The organism is uncultured Pseudoflavonifractor sp. (genome assembly GCF_944387805.1).
Lineage (GTDB): Bacteria > Bacillota > Clostridia > Oscillospirales > Oscillospiraceae > Pseudoflavonifractor.
This window is the reverse complement of sequence record NZ_CALXGI010000012.1, coordinates 1-17,758: the sequence shown is the minus strand read 5'-3', so window position 1 is coordinate 17,758 and position 17,758 is coordinate 1. Positions and strand designations below refer to the sequence as shown.

At 59.0% G+C, this 17,758-nt stretch carries 17 protein-coding genes; 4 read left to right on the top strand and 13 right to left on the bottom strand.

All coding sequences use genetic code 11. The features are described from left to right. Complete coding sequence (locus tag Q0K06_RS05170; protein WP_294549435.1) at window positions 1-438, top strand: cupin domain-containing protein; 438 nt, start codon at window positions 1-3, stop codon at window positions 436-438. A 169-nt stretch (window positions 439-607) separates the two neighbouring features. Here the strand turns inward: Q0K06_RS05170 and Q0K06_RS05165 are convergent, their stop codons facing one another. The 10 genes from Q0K06_RS05165 to Q0K06_RS05120 all read right to left on the bottom strand — a co-directional run bounded on the left by Q0K06_RS05165 (window position 608) and on the right by Q0K06_RS05120 (window position 11,058). Beyond that, window positions 608-1,972, bottom strand: a complete 1,365-nt coding sequence (locus Q0K06_RS05165) for an MATE family efflux transporter (RefSeq protein WP_294549432.1) — start codon at window positions 1,970-1,972, stop codon at window positions 608-610. A 149-nt stretch (window positions 1,973-2,121) separates the two neighbouring features. Then, a complete protein-coding gene (locus Q0K06_RS05160; protein ID WP_294549427.1) occupies window positions 2,122-2,295 on the bottom strand; it encodes a hypothetical protein in 174 nt (57 codons plus the stop codon). A gap of 109 nt (window positions 2,296-2,404) precedes the next feature. Next, complete coding sequence (rpsU, locus tag Q0K06_RS05155; RefSeq protein WP_294520882.1) at window positions 2,405-2,587, bottom strand: 30S ribosomal protein S21; 183 nt, start codon at window positions 2,585-2,587, stop codon at window positions 2,405-2,407. Window positions 2,588-2,776: 189 nt separating this feature from the next. After that, entirely contained in the window at window positions 2,777-5,203 is a 2,427-nt protein-coding gene (gene leuS / locus Q0K06_RS05150) for a leucine--tRNA ligase (RefSeq protein WP_294549586.1), read from the bottom strand. A gap of 145 nt (window positions 5,204-5,348) precedes the next feature. After that, entirely contained in the window at window positions 5,349-6,218 is an 870-nt protein-coding gene (locus Q0K06_RS05145; RefSeq protein ID WP_294549424.1) for a helix-turn-helix transcriptional regulator, read from the bottom strand. 133 nt (window positions 6,219-6,351) lie between these two features. Next, a complete protein-coding gene (gene yfcE / locus Q0K06_RS05140; protein ID WP_294549421.1) occupies window positions 6,352-6,894 on the bottom strand; it encodes a phosphodiesterase in 543 nt (180 codons plus the stop codon). A gap of 127 nt (window positions 6,895-7,021) precedes the next feature. Continuing rightward, window positions 7,022-7,813 (bottom strand): cell wall hydrolase, encoded by a 792-nt coding sequence (locus Q0K06_RS05135; protein WP_294549418.1) that lies wholly within the window; start codon window positions 7,811-7,813, stop codon window positions 7,022-7,024. A gap of 163 nt (window positions 7,814-7,976) precedes the next feature. After that, window positions 7,977-9,452 carry an IMP dehydrogenase gene (gene guaB / locus Q0K06_RS05130; RefSeq protein ID WP_294549415.1) on the bottom strand — a complete coding sequence of 492 codons (1,476 nt, stop codon included), beginning with the start codon at window positions 9,450-9,452 and terminating at the stop codon, window positions 7,977-7,979. A 164-nt stretch (window positions 9,453-9,616) separates the two neighbouring features. Next, entirely contained in the window at window positions 9,617-10,354 is a 738-nt protein-coding gene (locus tag Q0K06_RS05125) for an acyl-ACP thioesterase domain-containing protein (protein WP_294549412.1), read from the bottom strand. Window positions 10,355-10,440: 86 nt separating this feature from the next. Next, window positions 10,441-11,058 (bottom strand): hypothetical protein, encoded by a 618-nt coding sequence (locus Q0K06_RS05120; protein ID WP_294549410.1) that lies wholly within the window; start codon window positions 11,056-11,058, stop codon window positions 10,441-10,443. Window positions 11,059-11,234: 176 nt separating this feature from the next. Here Q0K06_RS05120 and spoVAD point away from each other — a divergent pair, with 176 nt between their 5' ends. After that, window positions 11,235-12,260, top strand: coding sequence for a stage V sporulation protein AD (spoVAD, locus tag Q0K06_RS05115; protein WP_294549406.1), 1,026 nt, complete (start codon window positions 11,235-11,237; stop codon window positions 12,258-12,260). Window positions 12,261-12,275: 15 nt separating this feature from the next. After that, window positions 12,276-12,644, top strand: a complete 369-nt coding sequence (gene spoVAE / locus Q0K06_RS05110; protein ID WP_294549403.1) for a stage V sporulation protein AE — start codon at window positions 12,276-12,278, stop codon at window positions 12,642-12,644. A gap of 50 nt (window positions 12,645-12,694) precedes the next feature. On the opposite strand, the gene Q0K06_RS05105 is transcribed toward spoVAE, so the two are convergent. Beyond that, window positions 12,695-13,438 (bottom strand): class I SAM-dependent methyltransferase, encoded by a 744-nt coding sequence (locus tag Q0K06_RS05105; RefSeq protein WP_294549400.1) that lies wholly within the window; start codon window positions 13,436-13,438, stop codon window positions 12,695-12,697. Window positions 13,439-13,471: 33 nt separating this feature from the next. Next, window positions 13,472-15,442: a bifunctional UDP-sugar hydrolase/5'-nucleotidase gene (locus Q0K06_RS05100; protein ID WP_294549397.1), complete on the bottom strand. Its 1,971-nt coding sequence runs from the start codon at window positions 15,440-15,442 to the stop codon at window positions 13,472-13,474. A gap of 326 nt (window positions 15,443-15,768) precedes the next feature. On the opposite strand from Q0K06_RS05100, the gene Q0K06_RS05095 reads away from it, so the two are divergent. Further along, the gene (locus tag Q0K06_RS05095; protein WP_294549393.1) at window positions 15,769-16,515 is read left to right on the top strand and encodes a hemolysin III family protein; all 747 of its coding nucleotides are present in this window, start codon (window positions 15,769-15,771) and stop codon (window positions 16,513-16,515) included. Between the two features lie 72 nt (window positions 16,516-16,587). Here the strand turns inward: Q0K06_RS05095 and trmB are convergent, their stop codons facing one another. Further along, on the bottom strand, window positions 16,588-17,265 hold the full coding sequence (gene trmB, locus Q0K06_RS05090; protein ID WP_294549583.1) for a tRNA (guanosine(46)-N7)-methyltransferase TrmB: 678 nt from the start codon (window positions 17,263-17,265) through the stop codon (window positions 16,588-16,590). Window positions 17,266-17,758 lie beyond the last annotated feature (493 nt).

Genomic DNA, 17,758 nt, shown 5'->3' with positions numbered 1-17,758 from the left:
ATGAAGTGTATGAATCGAGAGGCATTCGCCCGGCAAAATATATTCGGTCTGGGACAGGCAAACACCGCTTATGCGCAGTTTTTTGTAGGCAATTCTTACCTCAATCCCCTGACCACCCCCGGCCAGTGTCCGGTCTTTCTGGCTAATGTGACCTTTGAGCCCGGCTGCCGCAACAACTGGCACATTCACCATGCGAAGGAGGGCGGCGGACAGCTGCTTATCTGTACTGCCGGCGAGGGCTGGTATCAGGAGGAGGGTAAGCCTGCCGTCAGCCTGGTTCCCGGTATGGTTATTACCATCCCCCCTGAAATCAAACATTGGCACGGCGCCAAAAAGGACAGCTGGTTTTCCCATATAGCTGTAGAGGTGCCGGGCACAGATACCTCCAACGAATGGCTGGAAGCGGTTTCAGACGAGGACTACGCGCAGTTGGGGTAAGACACAGATGAGCGGTTCCACACAAATTGTTTTGTGCGCCGGGACTACGGCTTCACCTGATATATAAAGAAGCGAGCAGGGGCATGTGGCGTTCCACATGCCCCTGCTCTATTGATAAGCGCTTAACAGGCTTCTTTACTAATGCCAGACTCACAGACAGTCTTTTCTTTCACGCCGTCAGCAGGTGCTTATCCACCCAGGCTCGGCTGTGCCAGCGCCAGAGGAAGAGCACAGCCCGAATGCACTCATCCGCCGCCATGGCAATCCAAAGGCCCGCCAGGCCCATATCAAACACCACGCCCAGCAGCCAGCTGCCGCCCACGCCCACAATCCAGGCGTCAATGACGCAGATGATGATGGGGAACCGGATATCTCCGCAGGCCTGGAGGGCCCGGCACATGGTCATGTTTACCGCCCGGCCCAGTTCCAGGGGGATCTCAATGAGCATAATGGTCTTGGCCAGGGTCAGCACCTGGGGATCAGTCGTAAAGAGGCTGTATACCGGCTCACAGAGCAGAAACAGCAGCACCGATACGGTCCCCGAGATTACCAGGGAAAAGAGCACTGTGCGGTACACCTGCCGGTTGGTCTCCTCCACCTCTTCCGCACCCATGAGCCGGGCGGCCACCACCTGGCAGGCCTGACTCATGGCGGAGCCAAACATATAGGTGACGTTGGCGAAGATATTGGCGTACACACGGGTGTTCACTACGTAGGTGGCGAAGCGGTTGCACACGGTCTGGATGCAGATCTGGGACATGTTGTAGCTCACTGACTCGCCGCCGGCGGGCACACCGATGCGGAGCAGCCGCCGCAGCTGCCCCTTGGGGAAGGGCCTCAGCTGGGAAAACTGAATCACCGGTCCGAACTTCTTCCAGAACAGCAGGGCGATGACAACCACACCCACCAGACGGCTCAGGCTGCTGGAAATGGCCGCGCCGGCAATCCCCAGAGCGGGCAGGGGACCCACGCCGTTAATGAGAATATAGTTGCCCGCAATGTTCAGACAGTTCATGAATACGGAGATAACCATGGTCTCCTTCATCATCTGGCTGGATCGGAAGAAGGCAGTGAAGGTCAGATACACCGCCTGGAACACCGTGCCCGCGCCGATGATGCGCATGTAGAGGCAGGTTTTTTCAAAAATCTCCTCATGGACGCCCATAAGGCGGAAAATAGGTCCGCACCCCAGCATCAAAATCAGGCTCACCGCCACGCCGAATACAATGTTGGTGAAGAGGGACACGGTATAGGTCTCGTTGACGCTTCTGGTGTCCCGCGCGCCGATGTACTGTGAAACAAGGATCATGGAGGCGGTACACACCACGGAGAACACCAGCAGCAGCAGGTTGGTCACCTGATTTGCATTGCCGATGGCGCCCACACCGTTGGGGTCCACCCAGCCCACCATGATCTGATCCGCGTTGCCCACCAGCATCTGGAGCAGCAGCTCTACAAAAATCGGACCGGTCAGCAGGAGAATGTTGTTCTCCCGACCAGCTGTCTCTCGCTTCTTTACTATTGTCTTTTCCATTACACACCTGGCTCTCTGCTGAATTCTGCACACAAACATAGACTATGGGGAAAGTTCCAAAAGGAACTTTCCCCATTATAGAGCACAGACAAAATTTTTCAATTGTCAGATCTGACGCATTTGGGTCCGTCTCTGGCCCCAACTTCTATTCATTCCGGCTCACAGAACCGCTCTGCGCACGTCTCCAGCATAGCAAATGAGTTTACCATCTGGTACCGGGGGCGAATTCGGTCCTGCAGATAGCTGGGCAGCCGCTCAAAGTACTCCTCCGCTCTCGGCTCATGGCGGAAAAGGGCATACATGTCGTTGTATTCCCGCCTCATACCGCATCACCTCGCCCACAGTGTGCGCAGAAATGGAGCGGTTGATACTCCCTTTCTGCGTCAGAACAGCAAAAACCCCGCAGCCTTTCGGCTGCGGGGTTTTATATTCTTAGTAGAACTTCTTGCGGTTCTTGCGCGCGGCCTCAGACTTCTTGCGGCGCTTGACGCTCGGACTCTCATAGCACTCGCGCTTACGCACCTCGGCCAGGACGCCCGACTTGGCGCAGCTGCGCTTAAAACGCTTCAGGGCGTTCTCCAGGGACTCGCCCTCTTTCACACGGACTTCCGACATTGATTTCCCCTCCCTCCGACGCGGCAGACCTGTCTGCCACGAAAGGGCCACAGGCATAGGCGGTTGCGCCTACTAGATATGGCTTTAACAGTAGTATTATATGAAAAATTCAGCTTCTTGTCAAGGGAATCTTTTGAAGGGAAAAAATTTTCCTTGAACTAACCACAGTGCCCCGCGGTGATCTTCCGCTTATTTTGCGATCAGGTTGACCAGCTTGTTGGGCACCAGAATGGTCTTGACCAGGTTCTTGCCCTCGGTAAACTTCTGGACCTTGGGGTCCTTCATGGCCTCGGCCACCACAGTGGCCTCATCGCTGTCCATGGGCACGGTGATGGTCGCGCGGAGCTTGCCGCACACCTGGACAGCCATCTGCACCTGGGCGTCAATGGTCTTGCTCTCGTCGTAGGCAGGCCAGGACTGCTGGCAGGCCATTCCGCCGCGCTGGGCAGCGTAGCCCAGAGTCTCCCACAGCTCCTCCACCATGTGGGGCGCGAAGGGGGAGAGCATGAGCAGCAGAGCGGCGTAGTCGCCCTTGGAGCAGCCGTTGGCGTAGAAGTCGTTGACCAGGGCCATGAGAGCGGCGATGGCAGTGTTGAACTTCATGGCCTCGATGTCGTCGGACACCTTCTTGATGGTCTTGTGGATGGCGCTCTCGTTTGCGGCGGAATAATCCATGCTGTCCGTCAGATTCTCCGACAGGTTCCAAACACGGTCCAGGAAGCGCTTGCAGCCCTTGACGGCGTTGTCGCTCCAGGAGGCGGCCTTCTCGAAGTCGCCGATGAACATGATATAGGTGCGCATGGTGTCGGCACCGTACTGGGCCACCACGTCATTGGGGTTGACCACATTGCCCCGGCTCTTGGACATCTTTTCGCCGCCCTCGCCCAGGATCATTCCGTGGGAGGTGCGCTTCTGGTAGGGCTCCTTGGTGGGCACCACGCCGATGTCGTAGAGGAACTTGTGCCAGAACCGGCTGTACAGCAGGTGGAGGGTGGTGTGCTCCATGCCGCCGTTGTACCAGTCCACCGGGGACCAGTACTTCAGAGCCTCCGGGGAGGCCAGGGCCTTGTCGTTGTGGGGGTCCATATACCGCAGGAAGTACCAGCTGGAGCCGGCCCACTGGGGCATGGTGTCTGTCTCCCGCTTGGCGGGGCCGCCGCAGTGGGGGCAGGTGGTGTTCACCCAGCCGGTCATCTTGCTCAGGGGAGACTCGCCGTCGTCAGTAGGCTCGTAGGAGTCCACGTCGGGAAGCAGCAGAGGCAGCTGATCCTCGGGCAGGGGCTGCCAGCCGCACTTCTCACAGTACACCATCGGGATGGGCTCGCCCCAGTACCGCTGGCGGGAGAACACCCAGTCCCGGAGCTTGAAGTTCACCTTGGCGTGGCCAATGCCCTTCTCCTCCAGCCACTTGGTGATAACGGGAATCGCGTCCTTCACAGTCAGGCCGTTGAGGAAGTCGGAGTTGACCAGGATGCCGGTCTCGTCCTTGGCGGTAAAGGCGGCCTTCTGCACGTCCTCGCCTCCGGAGACCACCTCAATAATCTCGCAGCCGAACTTCTTGGCAAACTCCCAGTCGCGGTCGTCGTGGGCAGGCACGGCCATGATGGCGCCGGTGCCGTAGGTGGAGAGCACATAGTCGGAGATAAAGATGGGAATCTCCTTGCCGTTGACCGGGTTGACTCCCTTCACACCGTCCAGGCACACGCCGGTCTTCTCCTTGTTCAGCTCAGTGCGCTCCAGGTCAGACTTGGAGGCGGCGGCCCGCTGATAGGCCTTCACATCGTCGGCGTTATTCAGAATCCCCTTCTCCAGCCATCCCTTCACCAGCTCGTGCTCGGGAGAGAGAACCATATAAGTGGCGCCGAAGAGAGTGTCGGGCCGGGTGGTGTACACCACAATGTCATCTCCGGTGGTGGCCTTGAAGGTCACCTCAGCGCCGGTGGAGCGGCCAATCCAGTTCTTCTGCTGGATCTTCACCCGCTCAATATAGTCCAGGTCGTCCAGGTCGTCAATAAGACGCTGGGCATACTCGGTAATCTTCAGCATCCACTGGCTCTTCTCCTTGCGGATGACGGGAGAGCCGCAGCGCTCGCACACGCCCTCCACAACCTCCTCGTTGGCCAGCACACACTTGCAGGAGGTACACCAGTTCACCGGCATAGTGGTCTTGTAGGCCAGGCCGTGCTTGTACAGCTGGAGGAAGATCCACTGAGTCCACTTGTAGTAACTGGGGTCGGTGGTGTTGATGACGCGGTCCCAGTCGAAGGAGTAACCCAGCATATGAAGCTGCCGGGTGAAGTTCTCAATGTTGTCGTGGGTCACCTTGGCGGGGTGGATGTGGTTTTTGATGGCGTAGTTCTCGGTCGGCAGGCCGAAGGCGTCATATCCCATGGGGAAGAGCACGTTGTACCCGTCCATGCGGCGCTTACGGGCCACCACGTCCATGGCGGTATAGGGGCGGGTGTGGCCCACATGGAGGCCCTGTCCGGAGGGATAGGGAAACTCCACCAGAGCGTAGAACTTGGGCTTGTCACTGTGGTTCTCACAGTGGAATGTCTTTTCTTCCGCCCATTTCTTCTGCCACTTGGGCTCAATACTGGCAAAATCGTACTTCAAATCTCTCACGCTTTCTTTCCATCTGTCGTTCTCCCCGCAGGGACACATTATCTGTGCTATTATACTTGAAAAACACCGGGCTTGCAAGTGGTTTCCCTCTCCATGCGCAAAAAAGCCGCTGCTGGAACCAACAGCGGCCTTCTTTTCAGCAGATGATAGGTGGGCCTTTCCTGCGGCAGCCCCGGAGAGCTGCGGCGGTCAGCGCCAAAGCGGCTGCCAGGAACGCCGGCCAGACAGCCCCAGGTACAATGTTCAGCGCCAGAACCCAGGCGGTGGAAATCGTCTTTCCCATATGATACAGGGCGGCGGTCAGCCCCTGCCAGAGCAGCGGCCAGAGCAGGGCCATCCCCCAGGCTGCCGCCAGACAGATCCAGGTTCTCCGCCCCGGCGGGAGGCTGGTTTTTCGGAAGGTCCGTACCGTCCCAATCACCAGCAGCACCCACGCCAGCAGCATAACCCAGGCAATGACCAGGCGCATATAGTTCTCTTCCGGCGTCCACGTAAGAATTCGCAGGGCTGCGGTCCATCTCAGGCCAGTGGCATAGGTCCAGTAGACCTGCTGGGGCAGATATACTCCCCAGGCGCACCACAGGCCTGCGTGACGACGGGCCTTCATACAGATGAGCCCGCTCAGCACAAAGGGAGCCAGGAACATCAGGCCGAATTTGAGCCCCTCAAGTCCGGCCAGCAGGAACAGAAACAGCAGGCCCATCAGTCCAACCGCCAGAAGAACCCCGCCCAGCACCAGCCTCTCCCGAGGAATTTCGGACTGCCGCAGCGCGCCATGGGACGCAGTCTCCCGCCGCTTTGCTCCTGCTGGAGCGCCCTTCGCCAGTTCGTCCAGGGTCACGCCGAACAGCTCGCCCAGCTTTACCAGTTTGTCCAGATCAGGCACCGATCCGTTGGTCTCCCATTTAGATACCGCCTGCCGGGACACCCCCATGGCGTCAGCCAAAGCTTCCTGAGACATGCGGCGTTCCGCCCGCAGACGGGCGATGGTCTCCCCCAATGTCATGCAAATTCTCCTCTCGCTTTTTTCTCAGTATAGCTTCGGCGCACAATTTTTGTCCACCAAGCAGCCCTGGATTTTTCGCAACTGTCAGTTGCGGCGCGAGATTTTAGGGAGTAAAGCGGCACGCCGGGCCCGATTACAGTCGGAACGTGTGGTAGACCTGGCCGGACAGTTCCTTCCAGAGGAAGGTTTCTCCGTCAAAGGTCATATAGCCCCGCGCGCTCCCCTCCTTGGGGATGGACACCGATCCGGGGTTCAGGTACAGATTCTCCCCTACCGGCTCCCAGGCCGGGACATGGGTGTGGCCGTGGAGCAGGATATCCCCGGGCCGAAGGGGCGGCATGGCGTTTTTGTTGTAGTGGTGGCCGTGGGTGGCAAAAATCATCCGTTCCCCCGCCCACAGTATGGCATAGTCAGCCAGCACGGGGAACTCCAGCACCATCTGGTCCACCTCGGCCTCGCAGTTGCCACGGACGCACAGCAGGCGGTCCTTCCGCCCGTTCAAAAGGGCGATGACCTCCTTGGGGGCGTATTCGTCAGGCAGGTCGTTCCGGGGGCCGTGGTACAGCAGGTCCCCCAACAGGAGCAGACGGCCGACCTTCTCCCTGTCAAAGGCGGCCAGCAGGTCTCGACAGTACCGGGCAGAGCCGTGGATATCCGAGGCAATCATCAGATTCATATTCATTCTCCTCTTCCGGCGCGTCCGCCGGGCGGCATTTTATGTTCCAGTGACAGGAATACCATGTTCCCGCCTGAAAGTCAAGAGTGAAAAAACAGCGGTCTCCTGAAAGGAGGCCGCTGTCTGATTAACCGTAGAAGGAATGTCCGCCGATGGTGACGATGTGGCTCTTGTTGTTGGAGGCCCAGCAGGAGATACCTGCGCCGTTGAACCAGTAGGCGCCGGGGGCCTCCATGGCGCCCTCCAGGCAGAGCTTGGCGGCCAGGATGGACTCGCTGTTGGGCTCACAGCTGGTGGCGCCGGGGAACTGGTTGGGCTGGCTGAGCACCTCCGCCACTGTATTGGGGAAAGAGGGACTGGCCACCCGGTTGAGGATGACGTTTCCCACGGCAATCTTACCCGCCAGGGGCTGGTTGCCGCTCTCGTGGGTGATAACCCGGGCCAGCAGATCCACGGTGGCGGCGTCGTAGTAGGTGCTGCCCGAGGAGAGCGGGGTGCCGCCGGAGGTGTAGGTCACGGCTCCGTCCCAGCCGATGGAAGCGCCCAGGGCGGTGGCCAGCACGCGGGTGGGCACCAGAGTGTCGCCGGTGTCGTCAACCTTCACGCCGTCGGGGATGTACAGGTACCGGTCGTTGATAACCAGAAAGTTGGTGCCGATGCGGGCGTACATGGTGAAGTCGTCCGCCCGGGCCACCAGCTGGTTGTTCTCCCAGGTGATGACCGCGTCGGGCCGGAGGGCCAGGGTGACGCCGTAGAAGGAGGTGTAGGTGGTATCGCCGTAAAGGGTGGCGTGAAAATTCGTCTGCTCCACGCCGTCCACCACCACAGGGGCAGTGACGTTCTCTGCCGCCAGCGCATGACCGCTGAGGCCAATCATCAGTGCAAGTCCGAGTAAGGCGCAGGAAAAACGCTTCTTCATGTGTCCACTCCTCATGCCGTTTCTGTTTGGAAACTTTTTGTTGCCATATTGTAACCTATCTGTTTCCAAATTGCAAGAGTTTTCTTTGTCATTTCCTGTCTCACCCCGAGAAAATGCAGAAAAGTACCCGTATCCTTCAGATACGGGTACTTTTCTGTTGCGTTTACTGGGCGCTGATGGTGTAGTTGGGGGCCTCCTTGGTGATATACACGTCGTGGGGATGGCTCTCCCGGAGACCGGCAGCCGTAATCCGGATAAACTGGGCCTTCTTCTGCAGGTCGTACACGGTGGGACAGCCGCAGTAGCCCATGCCGGCCCGCAGGCCGCCCATCATCTGATAGATGGTGTCGGAGGTGGATCCCTTGTAAGGCACGCGGCCCTCCACGCCCTCGGGCACCAGCTTTTTGTTGTTCTGCTGGAAGTAGCGGTCCTTGGAACCCTTGGCCATGGCGCCCAGGGAACCCATGCCCCGGTAGACCTTGAACTGACGGCCCTGATAGACCTCGGTGTCGCCGGGGGATTCCTCGCAGCCGGCCAGCAGGGAGCCCAGCATGACCACGTTGGCGCCGGCAGCAATGGCCTTGGCGATGTCGCCGGAGTACTTGATACCGCCGTCAGCGATAATGGGAATGCCGTACTTGTCCGCCACACAGGCGGCATCGTATACAGCGGTAATCTGGGGCACGCCGATACCGGCTACCACACGGGTGGTGCAGATGGAGCCGGGGCCAATACCGATCTTCACGCAGTCGGCGCCCGCCTCAATAAGGGCGCGGGTACCCTCGGCGGTGGCCACGTTGCCGGCGATGAGCTGTACGTCGGGGTACAGGGCCTTGATACGCTTGACGCAGTCGATAATGTTGTGGCTGTGGCCGTGGGCGGAGTCCAGGCACAGCACATCGGCGCCGGCCTCTACCAGAGCAGCCACACGGTCCAGCACATCGTCGGTCACGCCGATTGCAGCACCCACCAGCAGCCGTCCCTTGGCGTCACGGGCAGAGTTGGGGTACACGGTAGCCTTCTCAATGTCCTTGATGGTAATAAGGCCCTTGAGGCGGAACTCATCGTCCACCAGAGGCAGCTTCTCAATCTTGTGCTTGCGGAGGATCTCCTTGGCCTCCTCCAGGGTGATGCCCTCTTTGGCGGTAACCAGATTGTCCTTGGTCATCACATTGTCGATGAGCTGGGACATGTCCACTTCGAACTTCATGTCCCGGTTGGTGATGATACCGATGAGCTTTCCATTGTCGCAGATAGGCACGCCGGAGATGCGGTACTTGGCCATCAGCTCATCTGCCTCGGCCAGGGTGTGGCCCGGGGCCAGCCAGAAGGGGTTGGTGATAACGCCGTTCTCGCTGCGTTTGACCATGTCCACCTGCTCGGCCTGGGCGCCGATGGACATATTCTTGTGGATGATGCCGATGCCGCCCTCACGGGCAATGGCGATGGCCATGCGGTACTCCGTAACGGTATCCATAGCGGCGCTCATGAGAGGGATGTTCAGCTGAATCTTCTTGGTTAGCTGGGTGTGCAGGTCGATGTCTGCGGGGAGCACGCTGCTCTCTGCGGGGACCAGCAGCACATCGTCAAAGGTCAGCCCCTGCTTGGTAAACTTCTGGCGCTCATCGGTATTGACCATATCGCATCTCCTTTATCTTTTCCAGTGAATTTTCACTCGGCGTACGGGATAAAACTCCATGTGCAGGGAGCTCTGCAAAGCAAATGGACACCTGTCCCATCCGAATAAATTTTTCCTATTTTACGGCGGACGGGCCGTCTTGTCAAGAGGCGGCCTGTCCATTCTTACAGGTTTGCCAAAGTGAGGGCCGCGTCGAAGCGGATTTTGCCCTCTTCGCCCATACCCTGGACCAGATGCCTGCCTTCCGACGCTCCGGTGAACAGGTCGATGGCCTCGCCGGGGCGGCACTCGGCCAGATAGCACAGCTGAAGCTCAGACACATACTGCCCGCCGTCCAGCCGCTCCAGGTGGAGGGCGTCGCAGGCAAAGTCGGCATAGCGGACGTTGTTGACATGTCCATTGATGTCGGCGTCGCTGTAATGGAGGGTACGGTGCTCGGCCAGAGTCAGTCCCGCCGGCATACGCAGTCCGGTGAGGCGTCTGTCCTTGCACAGCTCGCCGCCGTCGCTGTCTGAAAACTCCTCCACATTGCTGAGGCGGAACAGCTTATGCGTGTCCAGGTCGGCCAGCACCCAGGAGGATACCGCCTCCCCCACCGGTTCTCCCTTCACAAAAAGGTCAAAGTCCCGGTACATGGCCGCGCCCTTGCCGCCCCGGTGCCAGGTGCGCACCGTTACCGGCTCGCTCCAGTGGAGAGGGCGAAAGAGGCGGTACCAGATGCGGGAGAGCATCCAGAACACGTTGTACCGCGCGATCATCTCGTCCCGGGACACGTGGAGTTCCACCGCCGCCGAGGTAGCCGCCTCCTGGAGAATCCCCAGCAGAGCCGACGGCCTGCACTGGTCAAAGGGGTCCACGTCCCGGGAGTCCACAGGGTAGGTGTTTTCATAATAAACGCTCACGTTTTCTCTTCCTTTCCCAGTATAACCAGGCTGTCGGTGGCTTCCACGGCAGTCTCACCGTCCGGCTCCGGTGACAACACTTCTCCTCAGCTCCCGCTGTGGGCGCCGTGGATCACAATGGTGTTCTTGCAGCAGATATCGTCGATGTCCGAGGCGGTGGCGGCGGGGATGCGCATGGCCGCGCCGCAGTCGGCGCAGAACAGGTCGATGGAGCTGTAATTGACCTGCATTTTCCACCGCTTGGAGCCGCAGGCGCAGGAAATGCCGCCTCTGGCCGCGATATCCTTGAGTTCGGAGAGCACCTCGTGCATCACCAGCTCGTCCAGAAATGCCCCCTTCTCCCCCGCGTCCTGTTCCAGCTTGTCCACCGCTTCCTCCAGGCGGCGCACGGCGGCGAACACCGGGCCCTCCTCCCCCACGTAGCAGCAGTCCAGACCGGACGCGCCGCAGGAAAAGGCCAGCGCCTTCTCGTGGAGGAAGGCCTTGGCGGAGCAGGTGACCGTGTGCTCGGTCTGGCAGAACAGGCAGGGCACGGTCAGCTTCACCCGATCTCCCATCATCTCCACCCGGAGGGCGGACTTGCCGCAGGGACAGGGCAGCTCGTTGGCCGAGGCGGCCAGCTGAAAGACGCTGCGCTCTACAATCACGCTCTGATGACAGGAGGGGCAGATATAGGCCAGCGTCCGTTTGATCTCTTGTTCCATGAAAAAATCCCTCATTTCGCCGCTGGAAACAGCAATGCCGTCTCTGCGGGCAGATAATAGCATTATACCTCAAATACTGCTGTTTGACCAGCACATCCACCGACAAAATGTATGCTTATATTTTCTTCTCTTTTTGTTCAAACTAGGTCCATATCCAAACATGTGAGGTGGCGCATATGGAGACAAAGCGTCTGGGTGTCCAGACGGTGGCGCTGGCCTGTCCGCCGGCTGTGGCGGGCTATGCCAGCGTAGTGGGCAAAAAGGAGGGGGACGGTCCGCTCTCCTCCTTCTTCGACCACATCGAGCAGGACGACAGTTTTGGAGAAAAGAGCTGGGAAAAGGCGGAGAGCGCTATGCAGCGGCTGGCCCTCTCCATGGCGCTGAACAAGGCGGGGATGGCCGCCACGGTCCTGGATTATATCTTTGCCGGGGACCTGCTGAACCAGTGCATTGGCAGCGGCTTTGCCCTGCGGGGGCAGGATATTCCCTTCTATGGGCTGTACGGCGCCTGCTCCACCATGGCGGAGAGCCTGTCCCTGGCGGCGCTGATGATCGACGGCAAATTTGCCTCTCATGCGGCGGCCCTGACTTCCTCCCATTTCTGCTCGGCGGAGCGGCAGTACCGTACCCCGCTGGAATACGGCGGCCAGCGCACTCCCACAGCCCAGTGGACGGTAACCGGCTCGGGCTGTACCATCCTTGCCGCGCAGGGAAACGGCCCCCGGGTAACCCATGTGACCACAGGCAAGATTGTGGACAAGGGAATCAAAGACGCCAACAACATGGGGGCGGCTATGGCTCCCGCCGCCTACGAGACCATCAAAGCCCACCTTCAGGACACTGGGCGCAGGCCATCCAGCTACGACCTGATTCTCACCGGTGATCTGGGCCAGCTGGGCCGGGATATTGTGCTGGACCTGTTCCGTCGAGACGGTGTGGATCTGTCCAACCTGGCTGACTGCGGCACCATGATCTATGACCTGGAGGGCCAAGATGTCCACTGCGGCGGCTCCGGCTGCGGCTGCTCTGCCGTGGTGCTCAACGGGTACCTGATGGACGGCCTGAAGAAGGGCCGCTGGAAGCGGCTCCTCTTCTGCGGCACCGGGGCCCTTCTCTCCCCCACCTCCACTCAGCAGGGGGAGTCCATTCCCGCCATCTGTCACGCAGCGGCCCTGGCGGCCCCGGGCTGTGAGACGGCGTAATAAGGAGGCATGACAATGGAAATACTGTGGGAATACGGCCGCGCCTTTCTGTGCGGCGGCCTGCTGTGCCTCATCGGCCAGCTGCTTATCGACAAGACCAAGCTGACCCCCGCCCGCATTCTGGTGACCTATGTGGTCTCCGGCGTTGTGCTGGGCGGCCTGGGACTGTATAAATACGTGGTGGAGTTCGGCGGCGCAGGCGCCACCGTACCCCTCACCGGCTTCGGCTATCTGCTGGCCAAGGGCGTAGCCAAGGCAGTGGAGGAGCAGGGTGTGCTGGGTGTCCTCACCGGCGGCATCACCGCTGCAGCCGGGGGTATCACCGCCGCCATTTTCTTCAGCTGGCTTGCCGCCCTCATCTTCCGGCCCAAGCCCAAGGACTAAAAGAAGCTCCCGAACCGTTTAAGCAGTCCGGGAGCCTTCTGTTTTCTCGTTTACGCCGGTTCTGCCGGCTTACGGCCGGAGAGAATCAGCATCATGGGGCGGCGCAGCTCGTCCGCCATGCCGGGCACATCCATGAGTCCGGGATCCGGCTGGGGCTCGACCAAATCCGTGAGGACAAACCCCGCCTTCAGCAGGGCCCCCACATCGCTGGTCAGAGTGCGGTGATATTTTGTCACGTCGCAGCCCAGAAAATGAGCCGTCCGGGCGCCCTCGTCAAAGTAGCGGTCCACAGGCCAGTGGAGGATGTTCCCCTCACCGTCCCGGTACCACTCCTGGTCCCCTCTGGCGGTGAACACGGGATGCTCACAGGAGAGCACAAAGGTTCCGCCCGGCGTCAGCAGGCGGTACACCATCCGGCACACCTGGTCCAAATCCTCCACATAGTGGAGCGCCAGCGAACTAATCACCACATCAAAGGAGCTTTCCGGCAGGTCCAGGTCCTCAATGGCCGCCCTGCGGTAGGTGATCATGGGATGGGCGTTGCGCACCTCAGCCTGGGCCAGCATCTTCTCCGACAGGTCAATGCCCAGCACCTCTGCTGCGCCCTGCTCTGCGGCGTACCGGCAGTGCCAGCCGAAGCCGCACCCCAGGTCCAGCACCCGCCTGCCCCGGAAGTCGGGGAGAAGCGCTTTCAGCGCGTGCCACTCTCCGGCGGCGCTCAGCCCCTCCACAGAGCGCGGGAAACGGCTGTATTGCTCAAAAAAGCGGCTGTCATCGTATTGATTCTCTTTCATGGATGTTTCTCTGCTTTCCTGTTTGGGATTTTTTCAGCCCCGGTAACCCCGGTATCCTCTCCGGATACCGGAGCGGCGGGAACGGCGGCGGCGTCTGGTTGCCACCCGGTAGATGATGAACACCACCAGCGCCACCAGCAGCAGCGCTGCACCCAGCACAATCAGGGTAATCCAGTTGGGCTGGCGGAGCAGCGCGATGGGGTTGACGCTGTCATCCCGCACCTTGCGTCCTTCCGGCCCTGCGTACCGCTGGGGTACCTGGGGCACGCCGTCGTTGGGCGCGAAGGAAGTCAGATAGGTGGCCACCGCGTACCACTCCTTCAGCTCAGAACCGTCCTCCAGGTGAATAATATGATCCTCGTAGTCGGTGATGGGGTTGCCCCACTCGTCCTTGGGGGTAATCTTCAGTATGCCGTAGGACATGTCGGTTACGGTGCCCAGCATCTGACTGGAGTAGAGGTTGGTCACCACCCGGTAGAGTTTGTTGTCGTCAATGGGCGAGGTAGCGCCGTTGGAGCTGAGGAGCGCCGGGTCGGTGACCCGGTTGAAAATCATCCGGTGCATATTAAAGGTGTAGCATATGCCAGAGCTGTACAGCTGGGCGCCCGAGAAGATGGGCCCCACCGACGGATCCAGCTCCAGCACAGTCTTCAGCTCTTTGCCCGTGAGCCACACGTCGATCAGCGGATAGCCCGGAGATCCGTCCGCTCCCGACCCGATTGAACTGACGTTGAAGGCGTCGGAGACCGTAATGTCCCCCTGGGAAAAGCTGGCCCGGATAACGCCCGAGTTGACAAAAGCCGCAGTGATGGGCGCCGCATTGGTGCCTGCCTCAGTCTGCCGGACGGCGTAGATATAGGCATCCGTAATCAAGTTGCCCAGACTGTCCTCTTCCTGCTCCCGTGCAAACTGGGAGATGGGCGTGAAATCAAATGGGGTGTATGCCAGCACCTGGTCAAAGGTCATTCCAAACTGAGACAGGTACTCTGTCTCCACCAGCTCTTTGTACCCGGCCACCTGGGCGGCAATCTGGGGGTCTTCAGCCACGTTCTCGTCAATGGGAATCAGCTCGTAGTCCAGAACCGCGTTATTCCCCTCTGTATCCTTCTTGATGGTCACCTTACCCAGGTTGGTGCAGTACTCTCCCGTGCAGCCGATCACAGTGTTGTTCACAATGGTGGGCTCCACCATTGTGGAGTGGGTGTGTCCGGAGACGATGAAGTCGATGCCATCCACACTTTTGGCCAGCAGCTCATCCTCCGACTTTTTGGGGTCTGGATTGGTTCCGCTGTGAGACAGGCAGATGAGAAAATCGTACTCCTCTTTGGCTTTGATCTCATCCACCACCCGCTGCGCCGCCTGGGCAATGGGCTCGAATTCCATGCCGGACATGGGCGCGCAGGCATCGGCGTCCTCACCCAGGACGCCAAACACAGCGAAACGCACCCCGTCCCGCTCGATTATCACATAGTCCGTGACGCCGCAGTCGGCCATGGCCTGCACCACCTCCGCGTCTCCCTCCGGATCCTTGGGCGTCACATAGTTGGCCTGGACCAGGGCAGGCAGCGGGTCTCCGCTCCGGGCAGCCGCCTCCAGCATCTTGGCCAGGCCGTCCGCCCGATACTCATACTCGTGGTTCCCAAAGGTGGCCGCGTCATACCCCAAGGCGCCCAGGCTGCGCAGCTCACTGGCCTGGGTGGTGTAAATGGTCTGGAACAGAGTGCCCATGGAGAAGTCACCGCCGTCCACGGTGATGCAGGCATACCCAGAGGCCGCCGCCTGGGCCCGCTCCTGTTCCAGCGCAGTCATCAGCCTGGCAAAGCCTCCGTACTCCCCGCCTCCCTCCTTCTCAGCCGGCAACAGATGGGAGTGCATATCATGGGTAAACAGAATTGTGGCGATCTTACTCTCTTCCTCCTGGGCAAATGCAGGCGTGTGCAGGCACCCCACCGCCAATATTAAGGTGACAAACAGTATGAGGATTTGCCTTGTACGCTTTTTCATGAACGTCCCTCCCAGTGTTATGCTCTCATTATGCCATAATTCCAGCGAAATTGAAAGCTAAATTTGCACAAGTTATACAAACTACTTCATCCTCCAGGGCATATTTTTATTTTCCTTTTTTACCCATATTTTTTAATATAATTTTAAATATTAGATTACATGATTTTTCTATTGATATCAAAGAATAACCGTGTTATACTATACCAAAGAACAGCAGAGCCAATATTCTATACTGTTTCTTTCCTCTGTACACCTCTCCCCGTCCGCAGCGTGCGGCGGAGAACACCTCATTTTTTCAACCGCGCAGCAGCGCATGGAGGTTTCTTATGGACGAACTTACGATGTATCCCGAATTTTCTGCTCCACGGGTCTCCCCTGTCAGAGTCAGCCGCCGTCCCCAGGAAAAAGGACGGAACCCCTACGATGGTCTGCGTCCCTGGTCCGCCATTACCCATGGCGCAGGCGCAGCGCTGGCCGTGCTGGGAACTGTACTGCTGTTGGTTCGCTCCGCTCTGATGGGGCTGGACGGCTGGCACATTGTCTCTTTTGCCATCTATGGTGCGTCCATGATTGGGCTCTACACCGCCAGCACCCTGTACCACTGCCTGCATACCGGTGTGCGCGGCCGTATCGCCCTGCGCAAGTTTGACCACGCTTCCATCTACCTGCTCATTGCCGGCAGCTACACCCCCATCTGCCTGACCGTGCTCCGCACAGTGGGCGCCTGGGGCTGGGCGCTGTTCTCCATTATCTGGGTTCTGGCTCTGGCCGGCATTGTCCTTACCATGGGCTGGATCAATATGCCCCGCCAGCTCACTGCCGCTATCTATATCTTCATGGGCTGGATGGCCGTGGTGGCTGTCTATCCTCTCTACCTGACGGTGGGTTGGACCGGCCTTTCCTGGCTTCTGGCCGGCGGCGTGCTCTACACAGTCGGCGGCGTTTCCTATGCCCTGAAATGGCCTGGTCGGAATAATCCCCATTTCGGCTGCCACGAAATTTTCCATGTCTTTATTGTTCTGGGCAGCATCTGCCATTTTATGTTGATGTACCGGGTACTCTGCTTCCTTTAAATGGTGCGCATCAAAAGAGCCTGTGTGGTTCCTTCAACCGCACAGGCTCTTCTCGCATTCCAATGCCGTGTTTTATTCCGCTTTCTTCTCTTCCTCTGTCTCAGGCTCCTCGGGCGGAAGCTCCCTCATCGTACCCACGTAGCGGTTGATGGGCGTCCCCATATTATGGAACTTCTCCTCATAGTCGGTCATTACGCCGCAGATACCATTGGCGTGCAGATCCCGGGTCACTTCAGAGAGTTCAAAGCCCGCCTGGGGAAACTGGGTCAGCGACCACTCGAACAGATCCCGGTTGTCCGTCTTGAAGTGGATCTGTCCCCCTTCCTTCAGTACTTCCCTGTACTTTTTCAGAAAGGCCGAAAATGTCAGTCTTCGCTTGGCGTGCCGCTTGGTGGGCCAGGGATCGCAAAAGTTGATATAGATGAGGTCTACCTCGCCGGGGGCAAAATATTCCGGCAGCTTAGCCGCGTCGCCGTCTACAAAAAATACATTGTGGAGCTCCTGAGCTGTCACCCGCTCCATAGCAATGACCATGGCGTCCGGCACACGCTCCACGGCAATAAAAAGAATATCCGGATTCTGCGCCGCCGTCTCCGCGGTGAATCTTCCCTTGCCGCAGCCCAGTTCCAATCGCAGCTCTCTGGCCGCCGGCATCAGGTCCCTCCAGTGCCCGCGCCGGGTCTCAGGATCGCGAATCTGACATGCCGCACAGCGCTCCATCCTCGGAATCAGATTTGGCTTTTTCCGCATTCGCATACTGTCTGCACCTCTCTTAAAAATCGTTAGTATCATACCATATCCCACACTTTTCTGTAAAGGCACTCTTGCAATATCGTCTCTTTTATCGTATACTATATAATATGTCTTATCAATCTGCTGGCATATCCTTTAAGCTGAGGCAAATTCCAGGAGATTACTCCACAACTTCATATCCGGGTGTAGCGCAGTTGGTAGCGCGCTTGCTTTGGGAGCGTGAGGCCGGAGTTCGAGCCGCATTTCCCAAAAATCCCGGAAAGCTCTGGGACGCTAAGGCTGACGGAGTTTTATCCCTCGCCGGAAATTGGTCCAAAACCGGCGCTGACCCCATATTTGACCACAGTTGGAAAATTCCATATCCGGGTGTAGCGCAGTTGGTAGCGCGCTTGCTTTGGGAGAATCCGCCCAGACCACCCCACAACTTCATATCCGGGTGTAGCGCAGTTGGTAGCGCGCCTGCTTTGGGAGCAGGATGCCGCAGGTTCGA

Coding starts and splice junctions, on each gene's coding strand:
- Q0K06_RS05170 (WP_294549435.1), top strand. CDS start 1: ATGAAGTGTATGAATCGAGAGGCATTCGCCCGGCAAAATATATTCGGT.
- Q0K06_RS05165 (WP_294549432.1), bottom strand. CDS start 1,972: ATGGAAAAGACAATAGTAAAGAAGCGAGAGACAGCTGGTCGGGAGAAC.
- Q0K06_RS05160 (WP_294549427.1), bottom strand. CDS start 2,295: ATGAGGCGGGAATACAACGACATGTATGCCCTTTTCCGCCATGAGCCG.
- rpsU (WP_294520882.1), bottom strand. CDS start 2,587: ATGTCGGAAGTCCGTGTGAAAGAGGGCGAGTCCCTGGAGAACGCCCTG.
- Q0K06_RS05145 (WP_294549424.1), bottom strand. CDS start 6,218: ATGACATTGGGGGAGACCATCGCCCGTCTGCGGGCGGAACGCCGCATG.
- yfcE (WP_294549421.1), bottom strand. CDS start 6,894: ATGAATCTGATGATTGCCTCGGATATCCACGGCTCTGCCCGGTACTGT.
- Q0K06_RS05135 (WP_294549418.1), bottom strand. CDS start 7,813: ATGAAGAAGCGTTTTTCCTGCGCCTTACTCGGACTTGCACTGATGATT.
- guaB (WP_294549415.1), bottom strand. CDS start 9,452: ATGGTCAATACCGATGAGCGCCAGAAGTTTACCAAGCAGGGGCTGACC.
- Q0K06_RS05120 (WP_294549410.1), bottom strand. CDS start 11,058: ATGGAACAAGAGATCAAACGGACGCTGGCCTATATCTGCCCCTCCTGT.
- spoVAD (WP_294549406.1), top strand. CDS start 11,235: ATGGAGACAAAGCGTCTGGGTGTCCAGACGGTGGCGCTGGCCTGTCCG.
- spoVAE (WP_294549403.1), top strand. CDS start 12,276: ATGGAAATACTGTGGGAATACGGCCGCGCCTTTCTGTGCGGCGGCCTG.
- Q0K06_RS05105 (WP_294549400.1), bottom strand. CDS start 13,438: ATGAAAGAGAATCAATACGATGACAGCCGCTTTTTTGAGCAATACAGC.
- Q0K06_RS05100 (WP_294549397.1), bottom strand. CDS start 15,442: ATGAAAAAGCGTACAAGGCAAATCCTCATACTGTTTGTCACCTTAATA.
- Q0K06_RS05095 (WP_294549393.1), top strand. CDS start 15,769: ATGGACGAACTTACGATGTATCCCGAATTTTCTGCTCCACGGGTCTCC.
- trmB (WP_294549583.1), bottom strand. CDS start 17,265: ATGCGGAAAAAGCCAAATCTGATTCCGAGGATGGAGCGCTGTGCGGCA.